22 protein-coding genes and 1 other RNA gene are annotated in these 20,405 nt (G+C 55.1%); 7 read left to right on the plus strand and 16 right to left on the minus strand.

Annotated elements, in window-relative coordinates:
• Nucleotides 1-614 precede the first annotated feature (614 nt).
• The 4 genes from mnmL to mtgA all read left to right on the plus strand — a co-directional run bounded on the left by mnmL (nt 615) and on the right by mtgA (nt 5,614).
• The gene (mnmL, locus tag KAJ71_RS09745; protein WP_248945531.1) at nt 615-1,541 is read left to right on the plus strand and encodes a tRNA modification radical SAM protein MnmL/YtqA; all 927 of its coding nucleotides are present in this window, start codon (nt 615-617) and stop codon (nt 1,539-1,541) included.
• Nucleotides 1,542-1,655: 114 nt separating this feature from the next.
• A complete protein-coding gene (arcB, locus tag KAJ71_RS09750; RefSeq protein WP_248945532.1) occupies nt 1,656-3,995 on the plus strand; it encodes an aerobic respiration two-component sensor histidine kinase ArcB in 2,340 nt (779 codons plus the stop codon).
• Between the two features lie 237 nt (nt 3,996-4,232).
• Nucleotides 4,233-4,886 carry an isoprenoid biosynthesis glyoxalase ElbB gene (elbB, locus tag KAJ71_RS09755; protein WP_248945533.1) on the plus strand — a complete coding sequence of 218 codons (654 nt, stop codon included), beginning with the start codon at nt 4,233-4,235 and terminating at the stop codon, nt 4,884-4,886.
• On the plus strand, nt 4,883-5,614 hold the full coding sequence (mtgA, locus tag KAJ71_RS09760) for a monofunctional biosynthetic peptidoglycan transglycosylase (protein WP_248945534.1): 732 nt from the start codon (nt 4,883-4,885) through the stop codon (nt 5,612-5,614). The genes elbB and mtgA overlap by 4 nt, the downstream gene beginning before the upstream one ends.
• 55 nt (nt 5,615-5,669) lie before the next feature.
• On the opposite strand, the gene dolP is transcribed toward mtgA, so the two are convergent.
• The 4 genes from dolP to KAJ71_RS09780 all read right to left on the minus strand — a co-directional run bounded on the left by dolP (nt 5,670) and on the right by KAJ71_RS09780 (nt 9,379).
• A complete protein-coding gene (gene dolP / locus KAJ71_RS09765) occupies nt 5,670-6,245 on the minus strand; it encodes a division/outer membrane stress-associated lipid-binding lipoprotein (RefSeq protein WP_248945535.1) in 576 nt (191 codons plus the stop codon).
• A 10-nt stretch (nt 6,246-6,255) separates the two neighbouring features.
• The gene (gene diaA, locus KAJ71_RS09770) at nt 6,256-6,846 is read right to left on the minus strand and encodes a DnaA initiator-associating protein DiaA (protein ID WP_021806942.1); all 591 of its coding nucleotides are present in this window, start codon (nt 6,844-6,846) and stop codon (nt 6,256-6,258) included.
• Between the two features lie 176 nt (nt 6,847-7,022).
• Nucleotides 7,023-7,376 carry a YraN family protein gene (locus tag KAJ71_RS09775; RefSeq protein ID WP_248945640.1) on the minus strand — a complete coding sequence of 118 codons (354 nt, stop codon included), beginning with the start codon at nt 7,374-7,376 and terminating at the stop codon, nt 7,023-7,025.
• Complete coding sequence (locus KAJ71_RS09780) at nt 7,373-9,379, minus strand: penicillin-binding protein activator (protein WP_248945536.1); 2,007 nt, start codon at nt 9,377-9,379, stop codon at nt 7,373-7,375. The genes KAJ71_RS09775 and KAJ71_RS09780 overlap by 4 nt, the downstream gene beginning before the upstream one ends.
• Before the next feature lie 62 nt (nt 9,380-9,441).
• Between KAJ71_RS09780 and rsmI the strand changes: the two genes are divergently transcribed.
• Both rsmI and rnpB read left to right on the plus strand, forming a co-directional pair.
• On the plus strand, nt 9,442-10,305 hold the full coding sequence (rsmI, locus tag KAJ71_RS09785) for a 16S rRNA (cytidine(1402)-2'-O)-methyltransferase (RefSeq protein WP_248945537.1): 864 nt from the start codon (nt 9,442-9,444) through the stop codon (nt 10,303-10,305).
• A 41-nt stretch (nt 10,306-10,346) separates the two neighbouring features.
• An RNA gene (gene rnpB, locus KAJ71_RS09790) (RNase P RNA component class A) lies at nt 10,347-10,725 on the plus strand.
• A gap of 50 nt (nt 10,726-10,775) precedes the next feature.
• Here the strand turns inward: rnpB and KAJ71_RS09795 are convergent.
• A complete protein-coding gene (locus KAJ71_RS09795) occupies nt 10,776-11,477 on the minus strand; it encodes a pirin family protein (RefSeq protein ID WP_248945538.1) in 702 nt (233 codons plus the stop codon).
• 107 nt (nt 11,478-11,584) lie between these two features.
• Here KAJ71_RS09795 and KAJ71_RS09800 point away from each other — a divergent pair, with 107 nt between their 5' ends.
• Complete coding sequence (locus KAJ71_RS09800; RefSeq protein ID WP_248945539.1) at nt 11,585-12,490, plus strand: LysR family transcriptional regulator; 906 nt, start codon at nt 11,585-11,587, stop codon at nt 12,488-12,490.
• An 81-nt stretch (nt 12,491-12,571) separates the two neighbouring features.
• Here the strand turns inward: KAJ71_RS09800 and KAJ71_RS09805 are convergent, their stop codons facing one another.
• The 11 genes from KAJ71_RS09805 to KAJ71_RS09855 all read right to left on the minus strand — a co-directional run bounded on the left by KAJ71_RS09805 (nt 12,572) and on the right by KAJ71_RS09855 (nt 20,301).
• On the minus strand, nt 12,572-13,558 hold the full coding sequence (locus tag KAJ71_RS09805; protein WP_248945540.1) for a glutathione S-transferase family protein: 987 nt from the start codon (nt 13,556-13,558) through the stop codon (nt 12,572-12,574).
• Between the two features lie 117 nt (nt 13,559-13,675).
• Nucleotides 13,676-14,071, minus strand: coding sequence for a DoxX family protein (locus tag KAJ71_RS09810; protein ID WP_248945541.1), 396 nt, complete (start codon nt 14,069-14,071; stop codon nt 13,676-13,678).
• Nucleotides 14,072-14,348: 277 nt separating this feature from the next.
• Nucleotides 14,349-14,636, minus strand: a complete 288-nt coding sequence (locus tag KAJ71_RS09815) for a YqjK-like family protein (protein WP_248945542.1) — start codon at nt 14,634-14,636, stop codon at nt 14,349-14,351.
• Complete coding sequence (locus tag KAJ71_RS09820; protein WP_024528176.1) at nt 14,614-15,033, minus strand: phage holin family protein; 420 nt, start codon at nt 15,031-15,033, stop codon at nt 14,614-14,616. Before KAJ71_RS09820 ends, KAJ71_RS09815 begins: the two co-directional genes overlap by 23 nt.
• 2 nt (nt 15,034-15,035) lie before the next feature.
• Complete coding sequence (locus KAJ71_RS09825) at nt 15,036-15,341, minus strand: ElaB/YgaM/YqjD family protein (protein ID WP_025120023.1); 306 nt, start codon at nt 15,339-15,341, stop codon at nt 15,036-15,038.
• 164 nt (nt 15,342-15,505) lie between these two features.
• Nucleotides 15,506-15,877, minus strand: coding sequence for a DUF1090 domain-containing protein (locus KAJ71_RS09830; protein WP_248945543.1), 372 nt, complete (start codon nt 15,875-15,877; stop codon nt 15,506-15,508).
• 227 nt (nt 15,878-16,104) lie between these two features.
• The gene (mzrA, locus tag KAJ71_RS09835) at nt 16,105-16,476 is read right to left on the minus strand and encodes an EnvZ/OmpR regulon moderator MzrA (RefSeq protein WP_248945641.1); all 372 of its coding nucleotides are present in this window, start codon (nt 16,474-16,476) and stop codon (nt 16,105-16,107) included.
• A complete protein-coding gene (locus KAJ71_RS09840; protein ID WP_248945544.1) occupies nt 16,476-17,150 on the minus strand; it encodes a DedA family protein in 675 nt (224 codons plus the stop codon). Before KAJ71_RS09840 ends, mzrA begins: the two co-directional genes overlap by 1 nt.
• 330 nt (nt 17,151-17,480) lie before the next feature.
• On the minus strand, nt 17,481-17,930 hold the full coding sequence (locus tag KAJ71_RS09845) for a hypothetical protein (protein WP_248945545.1): 450 nt from the start codon (nt 17,928-17,930) through the stop codon (nt 17,481-17,483).
• A gap of 188 nt (nt 17,931-18,118) precedes the next feature.
• Nucleotides 18,119-18,895 (minus strand): transcriptional regulator ExuR, encoded by a 777-nt coding sequence (gene exuR / locus KAJ71_RS09850; protein WP_248945546.1) that lies wholly within the window; start codon nt 18,893-18,895, stop codon nt 18,119-18,121.
• Between the two features lie 107 nt (nt 18,896-19,002).
• Nucleotides 19,003-20,301: an MFS transporter gene (locus tag KAJ71_RS09855; protein ID WP_021806933.1), complete on the minus strand. Its 1,299-nt coding sequence runs from the start codon at nt 20,299-20,301 to the stop codon at nt 19,003-19,005.
• Between the last annotated feature and the right edge of the window lie 104 nt (nt 20,302-20,405).

The following is a 20,405-nucleotide window of genomic DNA, read 5'->3' on the forward strand; positions in this document are numbered from 1 at the left end:
CGTTTGCTCGTCCAGAAAGCTTCCAGCGGATATCCAACTTAGCGAGAAAGAATACGCAGGTCAAATATGGGCTTAACAGGGATTTCGATGGCTTGCATGAGGTTTATGATGATGAAAAATAAGTTTTTTCAGACCTTTTTGGCTCGATGGGAAGGCAGGGGGAGTGCCGCAAAAATGTGAGCTGTCTCACTATAGTGCAATGCTTGAATCTCTGCACCATGCTAGTGCTGGTGGCAATGCCAGAATTTTATTCTGGTAAATTTGTATTTATTGTTTTTTATAACTGTTTTTCATCGCTTTGTCATAAAGCTGTTAACAGTGCGCTGAGGATTAGAAACTTTCATTGAGATAAAAATGATTTTATTTGCACTAATAATGAATAGTTATGCCTGTGGCGGCCTTTGGGGAAAAGCGTTGATCCCTGTCATCGCGGGAAAAGCCTTATTATCATACCCTATGGAGTTCAAGTTGCAGCTAGGCGGCCAGCTTGCTCATCCCCAAGAGCTTACTTTTGGGTAAGTGACTGGGGTGTGCAAGTGCAGTCAACAACGCTGCGGCTTGAAATACGACGGGTATAGCATAACGGCCTTCAAACACAGAGAGACACCAAGATTATGCAGTTGCCGCAATTAGTCAATATGTTTGGTAGCGATCTTCAGCGCCGTTATGGGGAGAAGATCCACAAACTCACGCTGCACGGTGGGTTTAGCTGCCCAAACCGCGACGGTACGCTGGGGCGCGGCGGCTGTACTTTCTGCAACGTGGCCTCTTTTGCCGATGAACAGATGCAGCAGCAAAGCATTGCGGAGCAGCTGGCCATTCAGGCGCAGAAGGTTAACCGGGCAAAACGCTATCTGGCCTATTTCCAGGCCTATACCAGCACCTATGCCGAAGTTGAACTGTTGGCCAACATGTACCAGCAGGCGCTGACGCAGGCCGAGATGGTGGGTATCTGTGTCGGCACCCGGCCAGACTGCGTGCCTGAAGCGGCGCTCGATCTGCTGGCTGGCTACCGTGAGCAGGGCTTCGAGGTGTGGCTGGAGCTGGGGCTGCAAACGGCGCATGATAAAACGCTAAAGCGCATCAACCGTGGCCACAATTTCTCCTGTTACCAGCAGACTAGCCGTCTGGCGCGGGAACGTGGCCTGAAGGTATGCAGCCACCTGATCGTTGGCCTGCCCGGAGAGACGCATCAACACCATCTGGCTACGCTGCAAGCGGTGGCTGAGAGCGGGGTGGACGGCATCAAGCTGCACCCGCTGCATATTGTCACCGGTAGCACCATGGCGCGAGCCTGGCAGGCGGGGCGTTTGCCTGAGTTGTCGCTGGAGGATTACGCATTCAGCGCCGGGGAAATGATCCGCCATACGCCGAAGGAGATTATCTACCACCGCATTTCGGCCAGCGCCCGACGGCCCACCCTGTTGGCACCATTATGGTGCGAAAACCGCTGGAATGGCATGCAGGCCGTCGGCGGCTATCTTCAGAGCCATGGCGGCCAGGGTTCGGCACTGGCGGCAGACCAGCAATACCTGCCTTAAAATCCCGCTCTCAGGTTGCGAATTGCAACCATTCCCACACTTCACAGTAAGGTTTCTTATCTTAACCGCATTTTACGGTATGATTTGAGCGATTATGTCTGTTGGGAATGGCTCATGAAGCAAATCCGGGTGTTAGCCCAGTACTACGTTGATTTGATGGTAAAACTGGGGCTGGTGCGCTTTTCACTGTTGCTGGCTTCAGCGCTAGTGATACTGGCGATGGTGGTGCAGATGGCGGTCACCATGCTGCTGCGTGGTGAAGTGGAAAGCATCGACGTGGTGCGCTCTATCTTCTTCGGCCTATTGATCACGCCTTGGGCGGTGTACTTCCTTTCGGTGGTGGTAGAGCAACTGGAGGAGTCGCGTCAGCGTCTGGCTCGGCTGGTGGATAAGCTTGAGGAGATGCGCAATCGCGATCTCGCGCTAAACCAGCAGATGCAAGAGAACATCAGCCAGCTCAATCAGGAAATTGCCGACCGTATCAAGGCAGAACAAGATCGCCAACAGGTGATGGATAAGCTGACCGAAGAGATGGAGCAGCGCGAACAGGCACAGGTGGAATTGGGCCAACAATCGGCATTGCTACGCTCCTTCCTGGATGCCTCCCCCGATCTGGTTTACTACCGTAACGAAGAAAAAGAGTTTTCCGGCTGCAACCGGGCGATGGAGCTGCTGACCGGCAAGAGCGAAAAGCAGCTGATTGGCCTGACTCCCTTTGATGTCTACGGCAAAGAGATCGCCGAAAAAGTCATCGAAACCGATGAGAAAGTATTCCGGCACAACGTCTCCCTGACCTATGAACAATGGCTGGTGTACCCAGACGGGCGCAAAGCCTGTTTTGAACTGCGCAAGGTGCCGTTTTACGACCGCGTGGGCAAACGCCATGGGCTGATGGGCTTTGGCCGCGATATAACCGAGCGTAAGCGCTACCAGGACGCGCTGGAGAACGCCAGCAGGGACAAGACCACCTTTATCTCAACGATCAGCCACGAGCTGCGTACGCCGCTTAATGGCATCGTCGGCCTGAGCCGTATTCTGCTCGATACCGAACTGAACGATGAGCAACTGAAGTATTTGAAAACCATCCACGTCAGCGCCATCACCCTGGGCAATATTTTCAACGACATTATCGAGATGGATAAACTCGAGCGGCGTAAGGTCCAGTTGGACAATCAGCCGGTCGACTTTACTGGCTTCCTGGCGGATCTGGAGAACCTCTCCGGTCTGCTGGTGCAGCCGAAAGGGCTGCTGTTCGTGATGGAACCTGAGTTACCGCTGCCGCAGAAAATCATTACGGACGGCACACGCTTGCGGCAGATCCTGTGGAACCTGATCGGCAACGCGGTGAAATTCACCCAGCAAGGCCAGATCGTGGTGCGCGTCAGGCGCGAAGGGCAGGAACAGATCGTGTTTGAGGTTGAAGACTCAGGCATGGGGATCCCGCAGGATGAGCAAGACAAGATTTTCGCCATGTATTATCAGGTCAAAGACCAGAACGGCGGCCGCCCGGCGACCGGCACCGGGATCGGTCTGGCGGTCTCTAAACGACTGGCGCAGAGTATGGGCGGGGATATCACGGTAAACAGTGCGCAAGGGCACGGTTCTTGCTTCACCCTGACCATCAAGGCGCCGGTGGTGGAGGAAGTGGTCAATGAGGTCCAGGCGGTGGAAGAAATGCCGCTGCCGGCGTTGCATATCCTGCTGGTGGAAGATATCGAACTGAACGTGATCGTAGCGCGTTCGGTGTTGGAGAAACTGGGCAACAGCGTTGCGGTGGCGATGAACGGCCGCGATGCATTAGCCATGTTCGACCCGGACGAATTCGACCTGGCCCTGTTGGATATCCAACTGCCGGATATGAGCGGGCTGGATATCGCCCGTGAGTTGCGCGAGCGTTATGCGGGCCGCTCACTGCCACCGTTGATTGCGTTGACAGCTAATGTACTGAAAGACAAGAAAGAGTATCTTGAAGCGGGCATGGACGATGTACTGAGCAAGCCGTTGTCGGTACCGGCCTTGACCAAGATGATCAAACATTACTGGGATCACCAACCCCAACATACCACAAAGAAAACGGAGCAAAAGTCGATGCAGATTAATGAATCGTTATTGGATACCGCAATGCTGGAGCAGTACATGGATCTGGTGGGGCCGCAGCTGATCCATCAGAGCTTGGCAATGTTTGAACAGGTGATGCCGGGGTATCTGGCGGTGCTGGATTCCAACATGACCGCGAAGGACGAGAAAGGGATCACCGAAGAAGGGCACAAAATTAAGGGTGCCGCTGGCTCTGTCGGGCTAAAACATCTGCAACAGCTTGCCCAGCAGATCCAGACGCCAACGCTACCGGCCTGGCAAGACAACGTACAAGAGTGGGTCGATGAGCTGAAGCAGGAATGGCGCAATGATGTGGCGGTGCTGCGAGCTTGGGTAGAGAACGCTGAAAAAAAATGACCCCAGCCTAGGCCGGGGTGCGCGAATATTGCGCCAACACCAGGGAAATCATTAACCTGCGTATTGGTTTTTAGCGTTCTGGTAGAGCAGGTGTTTCAGAAGTCGTGTACATCATACAGCGAATAACATAGCAAATGTAAGCGCTCTTGTTAGAAGAATCATTAAAATATGTGATGTAGTTAGTATTTGTTGTCTCTGGGCCCGTCTTTGCTGGCGGTCCTGGCTGGGAGAATATCGATGAAACAGGTCGCTGTAGTGCTGAGTGGCTGTGGTGTTTATGACGGGGCAGAAATCCATGAGACGGTGCTCACCTTACTGGCTCTGGATCGTGCGGGTGCACAAGCGGTCTGCTTTGCGCCGGATAAACCACAACTACATGTTATTAATCATTTATCCGGCGAGGAAATGCCAGAGAACCGCAACGTTTTGCTGGAGTCGGCACGTATCGCTCGTGGTAAAATTCAGGCGCTTTCGCAGGCCGATGCCGAGCAGTTGGATGCCCTGATTGTGCCCGGTGGATTTGGTGCCGCGAAGAATCTGAGCAGCTTTGCCATGCAAGGGGCAGAATGTTCAGTGGATACTGATTTGTCTAAGCTTATTCGAGAAATGCATAAGAGAAATAAACCAATGGGTTTTATGTGTATTGCGCCAACGCTGTTGCCGAAAGTGATCGATCAGCCGTTGCGTTTGACCATTGGTAACGATCCCGACCTGGGAGAAGTGATTGATGCCATGGGGGGGGAGCCGGTGACCTGCCCGGTTGATGATATCGTGGTTGATATTGAAAACAAGGTCGTCACGACCCCAGCCTACATGTTGGCCCAGTCGATCGGCGAGGCGGCGCAGGGAATTGATAAGCTGGTGTCACGAGTGCTGGATCTGGTGGAATGATAAGGTTTTCTCGTAAATCGTGGGTGGCTCGTCTGTGGTTTTGGTTTAAGCGAGGTATTCTTGCTGTTGTTGGCCTTTGGCTGGCAGGGATTATCCTGTTTTCTTTTCTGCCGGTGCCGTTTTCTGCCGTCATGGTGGAGCGGCAACTCGGTGCCTGGCTGAGCGGTGATTTCGGCTATGTGGCGCATTCCAACTGGGTGGCGATGGATGATATTGCTCCTTCAATGGCCTTGGCGGTGATGGCGGCGGAAGATCAGAAATTCCCCGATCACTGGGGGTTCGACGTCGCGGCGATTGAAAAGGCCATCAGCCACAATGAAAAGCGGCCAACGCGCATCCGTGGTGCTTCAACGCTTTCCCAGCAAACGGCAAAGAACCTGTTTTTGTGGGATGGGCGTAGTTGGGTGCGCAAAGGGTTGGAGGCTGGACTAACGGCGGGAATTGAGCTGGTTTGGACCAAGCGGCGTATTTTGACGGTGTACCTGAATATCGTCGAGTTTGGTGACGGCATCTTCGGCGTGGAAGCGGCTGCACAGCACTTTTTCCACAAGCCGGCAAGCCGCCTGACGGCGTCTGAAGCGGCCCTACTGGCGGCGGTGCTGCCTAATCCGCATCGTTTTAAGGCCGATGCTCCTTCGGGGTATGTGGCCCAACGCCAACAGTGGATTATGCGTCAGATGCGCCAGTTGGGTGGGGAAGGATTTCTTAAGGCGAACGATCTGAAGTGATCGTGATACAGGGTCTATGGGGTATCTGGATCACCCCAAGACCCGACTCACGAGATTATTTAACGTAGGTAAACGCCGTCGTCACGTGCTTCACGCCGCTAACCTGGCTGGCGATCTGCGCCGCAGACTGGCCTTCTTGCTGTGTCACCAAACCTAACAGGAACACTTCGCCATTTTCGGTTGTCACCTTCACGTTTGAAGACTTGACGGTATCACTGGTCAGGATCTGCGAACGCACCTTGGTGGTGATCCAGGTATCGGAAGAGGCTGTGCCCAGGCTGACCGGCGTGCCCTGGCGGATCTCGTTATACACCTCGGCGGCACCATCGACGCCAAGTGCGATTTGCTTCGCCCGGCTGGCGAGCTCGGTGGTAGGAGCCTGGCCGGTTAGCAGCACTTTGCCCTGATAGGCCGTTGCCACGACGCGGGTTTCTTTCTTCAGTTGCTGATCTTTGCTGATGGCATTTTCGACCCGGGCTTCCAACGTGCCGTCATCGACCTGTGTGCCTACGGTGCGTGGATCGGTCGCCGTTTTGGTGGCAACCGCGGCGCTGCCAACGACAACGCTCGCGATGCAACCCTGCAACAGTAGGGCGCTGCACAGTACTGCAAATGTGGCTCTTAGCTTCATCTCAGTTCCTTTAATCGTCCTGGTGGGGGAACAATGTGTTATCAATCAGGTCGCATAGGCAATTGACGGTAAGCATATGCATCTCCTGAATGCGTGCACTGCGGTGTGAGGGGATACGTATCTCCACATCCTGCTGGCCGAGTAAACCCGCCAGCTCTCCGCCATCGTAGCCGGTAAGCGCAACAATGGTCATATCACGCGTTACCGCAGCTTCGACCGCTTTCACAATATCACGGCTATTGCCGCGGGTGGAAATAGCCAGCAGCACGTCACCGGTGTGGCCGAGAGCCCGCACCTGTTTAGCATACATTTCATCATGCAGACGATCGTTGCCGATGGCGGTCAGCACCACGTTATCGGCGTTTAGCGCGATCGCGGGCAGGCTGGGGCGTTCGGTTTCAAAGCGGTTGATCATGCAGGCGGCAAAATGCTGAGCGTTGGCCGCCGAGGTGCCGTTACCACAGCACAGGATTTTGTTGCCGTTCAATAACGATTGAACCAGGGTCATCGCGGCACGGGATATCGCGTCAGGCAAGGCTTCCGCCGCCGCAATCTGGGTTTGGATACTCTCGGTAAAGCAGACTTTGATTCTATCCAGCACGTTGTTTTAATCCACTAAGTCAAAGGGCCGTCAGGCACCGGTATACCCGTCACCTTTCAAGCTGCAGTGTTGTTATCTGCACTTACTCACCCCAGTTACTTACGGAGTCAATCTCCCGGGGATGAGTGAGCTGGTTGCCTAACTGCAACTCGAAATTCATAGGGTATAAATAATGTTTAATCCGCATTGAAGGCATTGGGTATCCATTCTAACTGGCTACCGGTAATGGCTAAAACATCAAAACGGCAAGATGATGTGTCAAAACTGGCTCCTCGCCCCGCCAGCCAAACGGCGGCGGCATGCAGCAATCGCTGTTGCTTACGGTAAGTCACGCTGGCCGCTGCGTCACCAAAGGCGGCACTGCGGCGGTAGCGGACTTCAACAAACACCCAGGTTTGACCATCACGCATGATGAGATCGAGCTCACCCCCACGTACCGCCACGTTGGCGGCGGTGAAGGTAAGCCCCGCGCGCTCCAGGTATTGGCGGGCCTGGATCTCATAGCCCGCTCCCTTGGCGCGTTGACTCAGGAGACCGGAACGACCAAGCCCTGGCGGTATTGCAGCCAAGTCAGTTTCCTGGTGATCACACAGTTAGGTGAAGATGTCAGCACACCGGTGGTTCCTGAAATCTGGAATCCTGGCAACTGGCGCATTTGAGCAAAGTGGTTGGCCAATGTCCAGGCATCCATCCCCATGGCGTAGAGGCGCACCAGGGAATAGTCGTTGCGGAATTTGGCGGTGGCTTGCTGCTGTAACTGTGGATTGGCCCCTGCCAGCAGAGGAATATCACTGAATTGCAGGCCTTCCATTTCCAGACGGAAGTCCGGGCCAGCGCCGGCCTGATAGCTGCGTGAGCTGGCAAACATGGCAGGCTTGCTGCGAGAGCTGGTGGTCATGTCGATCATCGGCTTGATCAGCATCAGCTGGTCCTGCGTGGCGACAATATACACCGAGTCCACGCCACCGCCGGTAGAGGCCGGGATATCGCTTGGTGGCGCTGGAATAGTCAGGCCAGCGATAGTCACCGACTGCTGCGCCGGAGCCTGTGAGGCCACTGGGGTGCCGCTCATGCGGATCCCGCCGCTGTTGACCATCTGGCGTAGCTCACCGGCAGAACCAATCCCTTGTTGCAGCACGGTCTGGCCACCGAGTTTTTGCCACTCTTCGGCGAAGGCTTTGGCAATGCGATCGCCAAACGCGCCGCGTGGCAGCAGCAGTAACGGCTGGCGTTTTTGCTGTTCCCAGATATGGCGGGCGGCATCGCGGGCTTCATCTTCCGGCGACAGGGCGAAGTAACAGATATTCGGGCTGTCCTTCGGCTGCTCAGGCTGGTTGAGTGCCAGCACGTTCAGCGTCGTTGGGGTAGTGGCGAGCTGATCGACGTTGGCCTTCAGTAGTGGGCCTACGATCAGGGTTGCACCATCCTGCTGTGCTTGAGCCAACAACGCTGGCAGAGGCTGGCTGGTGGTATCGTAGACTTTCACCTGCCCGCCGGTTGCCGGGGCTGGAGTAACAGGAGCTGGGGTAGCGGGTTGTACTGCGGCTACCTGAGTTGCATCCGCTTCAGGTGCTGAAGTACTGACGGCACCGTTGGCATTGTCTGGCGTTGCCGCCACGGTCTGGTCGGGATTAGTGGTTGGTTCCATTGCCTGAACAGGCGCGGCGAGTGCTATGCCACTTTGCGCAGCGTTAAAACCCTGCTGGATCGCATCGGCAAACACTTTGGCCTGGCCGTTCAGCGGCAGCAGCAGGGCGATATGCGAAGTCGAAGCCTGGGTGAAATTCAGCACCTGATGCAATTGGGTTGGCAGGTTTTTCGCCGCCGGATTTTGCGGATAGCGGTTCTGCCAGTCTTTAATCCCGGCCTTCAGCAGATCGGGATCCTGACGGTTGTCCTGATAGACACGTAACAGATCCAGCCAGCCTTGCAGCACGTTTTCGTTGGCGTTAATCACCAGGCTGTTCATGTCGGCCGGTTTCAGGCCAAGCAGCGTTTGCCAGGTTTTATCCAGATTACCTTGATGAGCCTGGCCGCTTAGTAACGGCTCCTGGGCAATATAGGCGCGGATCAGCGGCAGTGAGGCTTGGCCCTGGTTAGCCGCGATCTGCGCCTGATACAGGCGAACCAGCTGATTCGGAGACAGCGCGCTGCTGTCGATGTTATTTAACGCCTCGCGGGCTGCGCCTAAATTCTTGTTGGCCACCTGCAGTTCTGCGCTCAAGAGTTGGCGCTCAAGCTGTTGGGTATCCGTCAGGTTTTGCGGCAGCGCGCTCAGTTGTTCAGTGGCCTGCGGCAGTTTGCCTTCGCGAGTTAATGCGCGAATCGCAAGTAATTGCCAGTCAGCCTTGTTATCATCGCTGCTTTGCTGCAACTGCTGCAGATAGTAATCAGAGTTGGCACTGGCTTCGTCCTGGATATTTGAGGGCGGAGTCTGTTGAACCTGACTTGGACAACCAGCTAACAGCAAGGCTGCCAGTACAACAGGTACTAATCGACCTGCTTTGGTACGAAGGAATGTTGAGGAAAGCATACTGTATCCAGTGATGTTTTTTTCAAGATGCTCAATATTAAATCGGCAATCCGGATGAAACAATGAATCAACACCAACAATCAGCTATTTCTGCATCGACACTGTACGTGGTGCCCACCCCCATCGGTAACCTGGGGGATATGACTCATCGGGCAGTAGAGGTACTGAAAAGCGTCGATCTGATTGCGGCGGAAGATACGCGCCATACCGGGTTGCTGCTGCAACACTTTGCTATTAGCGCGCGGTTGTTTGCGCTGCATGACCATAACGAACAGCAGAAGGCGGACCAACTGCTGGCAAAACTGCAGGAAGGCCAAAGCATAGCATTGGTTAGTGACGCAGGCACGCCACTGATTAACGATCCGGGTTATCACCTGGTGCGCCGTTGCCGTGAAGCGGGGATCCGCGTCGTGCCGCTGCCGGGCGCCTGTGCTGCCACCACCGCGCTGTGTGCCGCCGGTGTCGCTTCCGATCGTTTCTGCTATGAAGGCTTCCTGCCAGCCAAAACCAAAGGCCGTAAGGATACCCTGCTGGCGCTGGCAGAGGAACCGCGAACGCTGATTTTCTATGAATCTACCCACCGTTTGCTGGAAAGTTTGCAGGACATGGTCACCGTGTGGGGGCCGCAGCGTTATGTGGTGCTGGCGCGTGAACTGACCAAAACCTGGGAATCGATTCACGGTGCCCCGGTGGGGGAACTGCTGGCCTGGGTGCTGGAAGATGAGATGCGCCGCCGGGGGGAGATGGTGCTGATTGTGGAAGGCCACAAGGCGCAGGAAGACGATTTGCCGCTCGAAGCGCTGCGTACCTTGGCTCTGCTGCAAAAAGAGCTGCCGCTGAAAAAGGCGGCGGCGTTAACCGCCGAGATCCACGGCGTGAAGAAAAATGCGTTGTATAAACATGCGCTGGGGCAGCAGGAAGAGTAAAGCTGTTGACCTGCTGGCGCAGCAACGCTACTATCCGCGCCGGAGTTGACCAGACAGTCGCCGCTTCATTGCCGTCCTCTTCGGGGGAGACAGATGGAGGGGAGGAAAGTCCGGGCTCCGTAGGGCAGGGTGCCAGGTAACGCCTGGGAGGCGCAAGCCTACGACTAGTGCAACAGAGAGCAAACCGCCGATGGCCCGCGCAAGCGGGATCAGGTAAGGGTGAAAGGGTGCGGTAAGAGCGCACCGCGCGGCTGGCAACAGTCCGTGGCACGGTAAACTCCACCCGGAGCAAGGCCAAATAGGGGTTCACATGGTACGGCCCGTACTGAACCCGGGTAGGCTGCTTGAGCCAGTGAGCGATTGCTGGCCTAGAGGAATGACTGTCCACGACAGAACCCGGCTTACCGGTCAGCTCCCTCTATAAATAGATAACCCCGCGTGACGAGAGTCGCGCGGGGTTTTTCTTTTGCCTATACCGGTAAATCAATCAGCAGCGCACGTAGCGGCGCTTCCGCCTGGATGGTGAGGCGGTTTTCCTCGCGGATAAACGCACCGTCTCCACAGGTCAGGCGCTGTCTCTGGTGATGGTCGCCATTGACCTCAACGGTGCCGTGGATCGATTGCAGGTAGGCGCGTGGCCCATGCAAGGTAAGCGTCTGCTGCGCTCCCGCCGGTAAGTTCAAATGATGGATCCAGACCTGTTGGCGCAGTTGCAGGCTGCCTTGGGTACCATCCGGTGAGGCCAGTAGCGTATAGGGCTGACCTGCCAGGCTCAAACGCTGCACTCGCTCATTGCTACGCTCTGGGCAGGCATCCAGCCACAGCTGCATCCGGGTCAGTGGCGTGCTGCTGCTGACGTTCTGTTCGCTATAGCTAAGCCCCGGCTGAGTAGCCAGCAACAGTGCCTCTCCTGCGGTTGCGCGTACGGTATTGCCGTCGCTGTCCCGGTATTCGGCTTCACCCTGCAGGATCAGATTCAGGATATCAACGTTGGGATAGGTGCGCGGTTGGAAGGCGGCATCCGGTGCCAAGACCTCTTGGTTCAGTACCCGCAGCGAGGCATAGCCCATCAGTTTGGGATCGAAGTAGTGGCCAAAGGAAAAGGTATAACGAGCCTGCAGCCAACCAAAGTCAGCTTGCCCGCATTGTTGTGCTGTTCTGCATGTGATCATGACAATCGGCTCTTTAAATTCATTCTCTTGATGGTAAGCATCTGGACGGCGGATTGTTAGCCAGTTAATCTGGTCGGTATATTCAAATTTCCTGAAAGAGAGTTTCGATGGCCAGAGATCGGGCGTTAACGCTTGAAGCACTTAGGGTAATGGATGCGATCGACCGTCGTGGCAGCTTTGCCGCCGCCGCCGATGAACTGGGGCGAGTGCCCTCGGCGCTCAGCTACACCATGCAAAAATTGGAAGAAGAACTGGATGTGGTGCTGTTTGACCGCTCTGGGCATCGCACCAAATTTACCAACGTTGGGCGCATGTTGCTTGAGCGTGGCCGCGTATTGCTCGAGGCTGCGGATAAGCTGACGACTGATGCAGAGGCATTGGCACGTGGGTGGGAAACCCATCTCACCATCGTCAGCGAAGCGCTATCCCCTGCCTACAAGCTGTTCCCTTTGATCGATAAGCTGGCGTTGAAGGCCAATACCCAGGTTTCGATCTTTACCGAAGTATTGGCCGGGGCGTGGGAGCGGTTGGAGCAAGGGCGGGCCGATATTGTTATTGCGCCGGATATGCACTTTCGCGCTTCTTCTGAAATCAACACCCGCAAGCTATATAAGGTGATGAGCGTGTACGTTGCTGCACCGGAGCATCCGATCCATCTGGAGCCGGAGCCGCTGTCGGAGCTGACTCGGGTAAAATACCGTGGTATTGCGGTGGCGGATACTGCGCGGGAGCGGCCAGTGTTGACGGTGCAATTGCTGGATAAACAGCAACGCCTGACGGTGAGCACCATCGAAGATAAGCGCCGTGCTTTGCTGGCCGGGCTGGGGGTTGCCACCATGCCTTATCAGATGGTGGAGAAAGATATCGAACAGGGGCGCTTGCGCGTAGTAGGGCCGGAATACAGCCGTGAGGCGGACATTATCATGGCTTGGCGGCGCGACAGCATGGGCGAGGCTAAATCCTGGTTCCTACGTGAGATCCCGCGCTTGTTTGCACGCGAGGAGAATCAGTAATTTCTTCGCATTTTCGCATTGGGTGAGGGCAAATGGCGGCTACGGAATAACCGACAGCACGCTATTCTCTCACCTGGCTTATCAACCAAAGCGCACATCGCGCCCGTGGGGTTCATCCAGATCCTGTGCGGGGCCGATCGAAATGATCCCGTGCGGGTTGATGGTGGCATGGCTGCGATAATAGTGGTTGCGGATATGCGCCATATCGACCGTTTCGGCAATCCCCGGCATCTGGTAGATATCGCGCAGGAAGCCGTACAGGTTGAGATAGTCGCTGATGCGGCGCTGGTCACATTTGAAATGAGTGACGTAGACCGGATCGAAACGGATCAGCGTGGTCCACAGGCGCAGATCGGCCTCGGTGAGTCGATCACCTGTCAGATAACGGTGCTGGCCAAGGATCTGTTCAAGCCGCTCCAAAGAGGCAAACACGCCGTTCACCGCCTCGTCATAGGCATCCTGGCTGGTAGCAAAACCGGCCTTGTACACTCCGTTGTTCACCGAATCGTAAATCCAGCCGTTGAGCGAATCGATCTTTTCACGCAGTTCTACCGGATAGTAATCCCCAGCTCGCGCGCCGACGGCGTCAAAAGCGCTGTTGAACATGCGGATGATATCGGCAGACTCATTGCTGACGATAGTCTGCTGCTGTTTATCCCACAGCACCGGCACGGTAACGCGGCCGCTGTACTGCGGATCGGCCCGTAGATAGAGCTGGTAAAGAAAATCGGAGTTATACAACGCATCTCCGGTTGCCGCGGGGAAATCCTGGCCAAAGGTCCAGCCGTTTTCCAACATCAGCGGATGCACCACGGAAACCGGGATGCTTTGCTCCAGCCCTTTCAGCTTGCGCATCAGCAGGGTACGGTGCGCCCAAGGGCAAGCCAGGGAAACATACAGGTGGTAGCGATCTTGCTCGGCCTTGAAACCCGCTTTGCCATGTTCCCCCGCAGCGCCGTCCGGCGTGACCCAATTGCGAAACTGAGAGGTTGAACGCTTGAAACGGCCCCCGGTGGATTTAGTGTCATACCAGGTGTCTTGCCAAACGCCATCAACGAGTTGTCCCATGAGGTCCTCCAATATATCCGAGAGTGAAAGTCAAAAGGCCCGGCATGAAGAGCCGAGCCTTTATACCCGTCGCCTTTCAAGCTGCAGCTTGAAATCCATAGGGTATGCTTTATAAACTTACCACTTTTTGTTCAAAATGCGGTCAATGCTGAAGCCGCCAGGGCCTGCAACCGCCAGCACGATGAAGCCACCGGCAATGGTCAGGTTCTTCATAAACATTAGCTGGTTCACGTCGTCGGCAAAGTTGGTGTGGAACAGCAACGCGGTCAGGATGGTGAAACCGGCAGTGAACAGCGATACGGTACGGGTCAGGAAGCCGAACAGAATTGCCAGGCCACCGCCGAACTCCAGCAGGATGGTCAGTGGCAGCAAGAAGCCAGGTACGCCCATCGACTGCATGTATTGTTGGGTGCCTGCATAGGCATCACCCATTTTGCCGTAACCTGCAACGATAAACAGGATTGGCATCAGAATACGAGCAACCAGCAAACCTGCATCTTCTAATTTCTTCATTTTAACTCCAAAAAGTGTTGTTGCTTGCCAATCTTGGCATTGGTACCGCCAGGGGGCCTGTTGCCGCCATGTCCGGTTGATGGAGTGAATGTTAGACGGGAACGCTGCGGGTTGTTAGCAAGTAAAATTGTCGTAATTTTTCAAAAAATCTGAATATTAGCCATGAAATAAAAACAGTTACAAATCAGTGTGTTAAGTGTTTTTAATGGATGTTTAGGTAAAAACCATGCAGAGTGAGGGGATTAGCAACGGGATAATTGAACCTGTTGGCGCACGGTTATTTTTTGGGAAGGGCGTTACGGATCAGACGAACGGTACCCCAGACGCTGAGCGCCCGCCGTGACCAGCGGATCAACTTGCTAGGATGGCGGATGCCGTACAGCGCGATCACGCTGGAACCGATAGCCATATATTTACGCAGCCCATACAAGGTCTGCCAACTGCGATCGAAGGATTCGGTTTTTTGCAGCCACTGGTTTTTGTTGGCGGCCAGATCCAGGCGTTGCTGCTGGATCTGCCGGATGAGTTGCTCTTTTCTGCGTTCACGGTACTGGCGGTGATTCATGTTTCTCCTCCAGCTCAGCACGGTCGAGTTCCAATTGCTGACGTGTTGCCCCTAACAGCGTTGAACGGCGAGCCTTGGACAGTGTCCAGACGATGCCCACAACGGCCAGGAACAGCAGAACGGCGGTAGTCGTACCCAACGCCATCAGGCGATAAGCGGGGTCGATGGCCCAGAAGATGAGGATTAACAGGCTCATCAGGCCGAAGGCGGTAAACAGTAGGGTAAGCCCCGCCATCATCAGCAACTGAATGAGGTTGGCTTTCTCCTCTTCCAGCTCGATAACGGCCAGACGCACCCGGGTTTCCACCATGCCGACCATAATGGTGACAATCCGTTGGGCGATGTCCAGGACCCCTTTACCAGGGCCCTGTGCGCGCGTTTGCGGCTGCTCTGCCATAATCAGCGGCGCGCGAGCAGAACGCCTAACACCACGCCAACCGCAGCGCCGATACCGATACCGGTCCACGGGTTTTCACGCACGTAATCATCGGCCTGACCAGCCATCTGCTTGGTTTGGTGAGCCAGTTTGTCACCGGCATCGCTCAGACGGGCACGAGTTTCTTTCAGTGCACCTTCTGCTTTGGAACGCAGTTTGTCCAGTTCAGCTTTAGGTTTATCGGTGGAAGAGTTCAGCACTTCTTCCAGCGTATCGGCCAGGGACTTCAGTTCAGCGCGTAAGTTTTCTGCATTTGAATCATGTGCCATTTCGATAACTCCTTAACATTAACTTCGACAGACTTTTAACATAGCGGATTTATTCACTTAAGCAAAGGGCTTATCCCCGGTGGATATCACTAACCAATGTCACTATTGGCTGCTAAAATCCCGCCGGATGGGCCTCCTATCGATAAATCCGCTAATATAAAAAATTATTCGGTCTGCGCGGCTTTCAGCTCAGCCTGGGCTTCTGCCAGCTTTTTCTGCTTGTTGGCGATTTTATCTGCCTTGCCGGTTTCCTGAGCCTCTTTCAGCTCCTGCTCACGCTCGGCAACTTTCTCCTGCTTATCAGCAATCTTCTTCTGGCGATCGGCCTGTAAACCGGCCTCGGTGCAGTGGGTTTGTACTTCGCTGAGGGCTTTCTGCAGGCCTGCCACGCGGTGGCTGTTGCCGTGCTTAGTGGCATAATCGATCTGGGTCTGGATCTCCTGGGCTTTGCTGGCACAAGTCTCGACCGCTGCTTGTGAAAGCGCAGAAAAAGTGAACAGGGGGATAGCCAGTAATAATGTGTGGCGTAATTTCATGATTTCAATTCCTTAATGCTGGGAGATAACAAGGATGCTCCCGGTTTCCTGCTGCCCAAGGGGCAGTGCGACAGGTGGCCTACGCGGCTGACCCATGCTGACAATCAGCATAGTCACAAATTGCGTAGAACCCCAAAAGTTGAGACTGCCGGTATTTCTCATTCGGCTCAAGGTGAAGGGGCGCTGCATGCTGCGCCCACTTAGGCAATCCCTGCAATGTGAAGGGATTATCCCAGATTAAGTGGCGCACGTGCAAATTTACGCACCCAGCGGCCGGGGAGAGGAGACTCGTTCAGGGCAATGGTATAACCGGGGGGCAGGATGTTTTCCAGGGCTTCACGGGCCAGCAGCTGCTGTTCAGGGGAATCCAGGCGGATCACCAGGCCATCGCCCTCCGGCGTAATGCTTTTGATGCGGATACCGCGTTCATCCAGGCGCTGATAGACGTAAAAACCATCTGGTAACGATAAGCCCTGCTGAACCACGTGAATACGCAGCTCGTTTTCCGTACGCAAGATGTAAGGCGCCAGCACGGCGGCCAATGCCAGCAATGGCAATAAAAGCATCAGCGTGTATTGCCAGCGTGGGCGTTTGGCTATCACGCGTCTTTCCCTGCACGGTCGGTGCGTTTTTTGCGCCACAGTACCACTAGCGAACCGACCAGCCCGGCGACCAGTAGCACCAGTGGCAGCATCATCAGGCCAAACATCAATTGGTCTTCATACTTGCGGAACATCGGGGTTTTCCCGAGGGCAAAACCGACCGAAACCAGGATCAGTACCCACAGCAAACCGCTCATCCAGTTAAAGAACTGGAAGCGGGTATTGCTCAAACCGGACAGGCCGGCAATGGTTGGCAACAGCGTACGTACGAAGGCCAGGAAACGGCCAACCAACAGGGCCGACAGGCCATGGCGGTGGAACAACTGGTGGGCACGCTGATGGTAATGGGCCGGTAAATGAGCTAGCCAACCTTGTACCGTAGGCGTATTGCCTAGCCATCGGCCTTGTATGTAGCTAACCCAGCACCCGAGGCTGGCCGCTGTGGTCAGGATCAGAATGGTCATCGGGAAGTTCATGGTGCCTTTGGCAACCAGGACACCGACCAGGATCAGCAGGCTATCGCCCGGCAGGAAGGCGGCGGGCAGCAGGCCATTTTCCAGAAATAAAATCATAAACAGCAAGACGTACAGCGTCCAGACCAACGAGGGGTTGGCCAGCGTTTCAAAGTCTTGCTGCCACAAGGCATCCAACAGTTGCTTAATGATATCCATCCGGTGTTCCTAAAAACGTCATTGTTATTTTCGTTCAGCGGCTGGGGGCGGTAAGCTCGCGGAGGGCCCTGGCTGCTGAAGATGATGATCGGTGTTGCTTTATTCTTTGGTTCTATACCCGTCGTCTTTCACGTTGCAGCGTTGTTATCTGCACTTAGCTACTCGACCCATCCCTGGGCCTCGCCCCTTCGGGGCCGCTGTGTACAGCGTTCAAATCTGTTCCTGACAGATTTGTCACCCCAGTCACTGACTAAAAAGCTCCTGGGGATGAGCAAGTTTGTCGCCTAGCTGCAACTTGAAATCCATAGGGTATAACGGGGCGACACCGGATCATGAGTGATACGTTAGCGAGCCACGGTAAAGTATGTTGCTTTCTTTCCAACCCCCCAGTCTGCTTTGCTGCTGCGGGAAGTTGAGCGTCCAATTGACCTGCCGCAACCGGTTAGGGGCTGGGTTATCTGCCTGCCGTTGGAGCCACTGACGGTAGCCCAAATCCGTTGCTAAAGTATAGGCCGGAACCGACTGGGTCGGAGCCTGCAACGAGCAGGGATAGGAATGCATCCGGGGCAAAGACAGCAGTAGCTTGCTGAGGGGCTTGCGGCGGAGTTCACTGTGCGGACGGTAATGCTGATCGTAGGGGGAAACCACATGCTCATCAAATAATGCCTGAGCACTTAACACGGAGGCTAAGGCTGCGGTTTGTGCTGCATAGAGCTTTGGGCCGGAGACCGAACCGGTCCAGCAGGAAAGAGCAATAAGCATGGCAAACAACCAGCGCATGTATTCGCGTTCCGCCCCCAAAGTCAGTCGATAAAAAAGTGGCCTAACTCTACCAAAATAGCATGATTGGCAACAGGGAAATCTACGCGGTCGCTGGGGAAATATCGTGCAGTGGGCGGCTGTACCGGGATCGATTCAGCCGTTTTTACAATACCTGACATTCGGTGCGATTTCTTGACGCCAAAACCCTATTTGGTGGTGGTGGCCATGTTATCCAAATGGATCACCGGATTCTCGGCAAATAGGTAGCGATCGGCGTTGTATTCGAAATCATCGGTGGTGGCATTGAACAGCATCTGCTTGGTGTTTTCCAGATGTTGCCACATGGCCAGTTTGGCACCGTGAGGATCTTTACGTATCAAAGCCTTAAGGATCTCATCGTGATCGTCGCACCAGCTGGCAATGGAACGATCATCGATGTGTTCGTGCAGTTTGATCCAGTAAGGGTTGTTGACACGCTGAGCCCACATTTTTTCCACTATGGTGGCCATGGCGGTATTCTGGGTCGCTAACGCGACCTGCACGTGGAATTTGAGATCCCACTGCGAATCGCGGAAGCGATCTTCTTTGCGGGCCTGCTCCTGGATCTCCATCAGTTGGACGATATCCTGCTTAGTCACCTGAGTGGCGGCGAATTCGGCAATGTTACTTTCGATCAACTGGCGTGCCTGCAGCAGTTCAAATGGCCCTGCTGTGGCAAATTCGAGGCTTTCAGCCGGTACTACCAGGTGTTTTTGTTGGTTGGAGATCACATGGATGCCCGAGCCTTTGCGCACTTCTACGTAACCTTCCACCTCCAGCATGATGATCGCCTCACGCACTACGGTGCGGCTAACGTTCATCTCTTCGGCGATATAACGCTCGGCTGGCAGTTTCTCCCCGACCAGGTAGACCCCGCCCTCAATGCGCCGTTTTAGCTCGGCGGCCAATTGCTGATAAAGGCGTCTGGTTTCAGTGAATTCCATAGTGAATGCTCGGTGGTAGAAGGGCAGACCTGTTATACCACTTATCCGCTGTAGCTGCTAGCGAGTCAGATGCCAAAAGCCCGGCACAAGGGCCGGGCTTTTGGGGGCTAACTGCTGGCATCTGCCGTTTGTAATCGCTCCTGTTCCAGCTCGGAAACCGGCTTGTTTTGCAGCACGGTCCAGATCACGATGGCGGCCAGAATATCGAACACCGACAGGGCGGCGAACAGCGGGCTGAAGCCTATGGTGTCAGCCAATGCGCCGACCACCAGAGCGAACATGGTGCTCGCCGTCCATGCGGCCATACCGGTCAGCCCGTTGGCGGTAGCGACTTCGTTGCGGCCAAAGACGTCTGACGACAGGGTAATCAGCGCCCCGGACAGTGCCTGGTGGGCAAAGCCCCCGATGCACAGTAAGGCGATGGCGACATAAGGACTGGTGAACAAGCCGATCATGCCTGGGCCAATCATCAACACTGCGCCCAGTGTGACCACCAGTTTGCGTGAGACGATCAGGTTGACGCCGAAATGCTTTTGGAAGAATGGCGGCAGATAACCCCCCAGGATGCAGCCGAAATCGGCGAACAGCATTGGCATCCAGGCGAACATGGCAATTTCTTTCAGGTTAAAGCCGTAAGCCTTGAACATGAACAGCGGGATCCAGGCGTTGAAGGTCCCCCAGGCAGGTTCTGCCAGGAAACGCGGCAGCGCGATGCCCCAGAACTGACGGTTACGCAGGATCTGCCAGGCGGACATCTTCTTGGCATTGCTGGTCTGGTGATGCGCTTCCTGACCGTCCAGAATGTAGCTGCGCTCTTCGGAGCTGAGTTTCTTCTGGTCTTTCGGGTGCTTATAGAAGATCAGCCAGCAGATGGCCCAGATCAGGCTCAAGACGCCGGTAATGATAAACGCCATTTCCCAGCTGTGAGCCACAATTGCCCAGACCACCAAGGGGGGGGCGAGCATCGCACCCACAGAGGAGCCGACGTTAAAGTAACCCACGGCAATGGAGCGCTCTTTGGCCGGGAACCACTCGCTACTGGCTTTCAACCCGGCAGGGATCATGGCCGCTTCGGCCATACCGACCGCACCACGGGCCATAGCCAGACCGACCCAGCTGTTGGCCAGCGCGGTGCCCATACAGAAGATGGCCCACAGGATGGCAAACATCGCATAGCCGATTTTAGTGCCGAGCACGTCGAGGATATAGCCTGCAACGGGTTGCATCAGGGTATAACAGGCTGAATAGGCGGCAACAATATAGGAATACTGCTGAGTGGTTATCCCCAGCGAGCCTTCCAGCGAGGGTGCTGCGACGGACATCGCATTGCGGGTCAGATAACCGAGCACGGTGCCGATCGTCACCAGGCCGATCATATACCAGCGTAAGCCTTTAATTTTACGCATCCCAAATCTCTCCCAGTCTTAAAATTTCGGCCACCGGCAAGCCCGTGGCGGTCATGGTGGTGATTCCCTTTCATCTGGTTGCCGGCATTCCGGTTACCGACGCT

Source organism: Serratia silvae, assembly GCF_023282985.1.
Classification (GTDB): domain Bacteria; phylum Pseudomonadota; class Gammaproteobacteria; order Enterobacterales; family Enterobacteriaceae; genus Chania; species Chania silvae.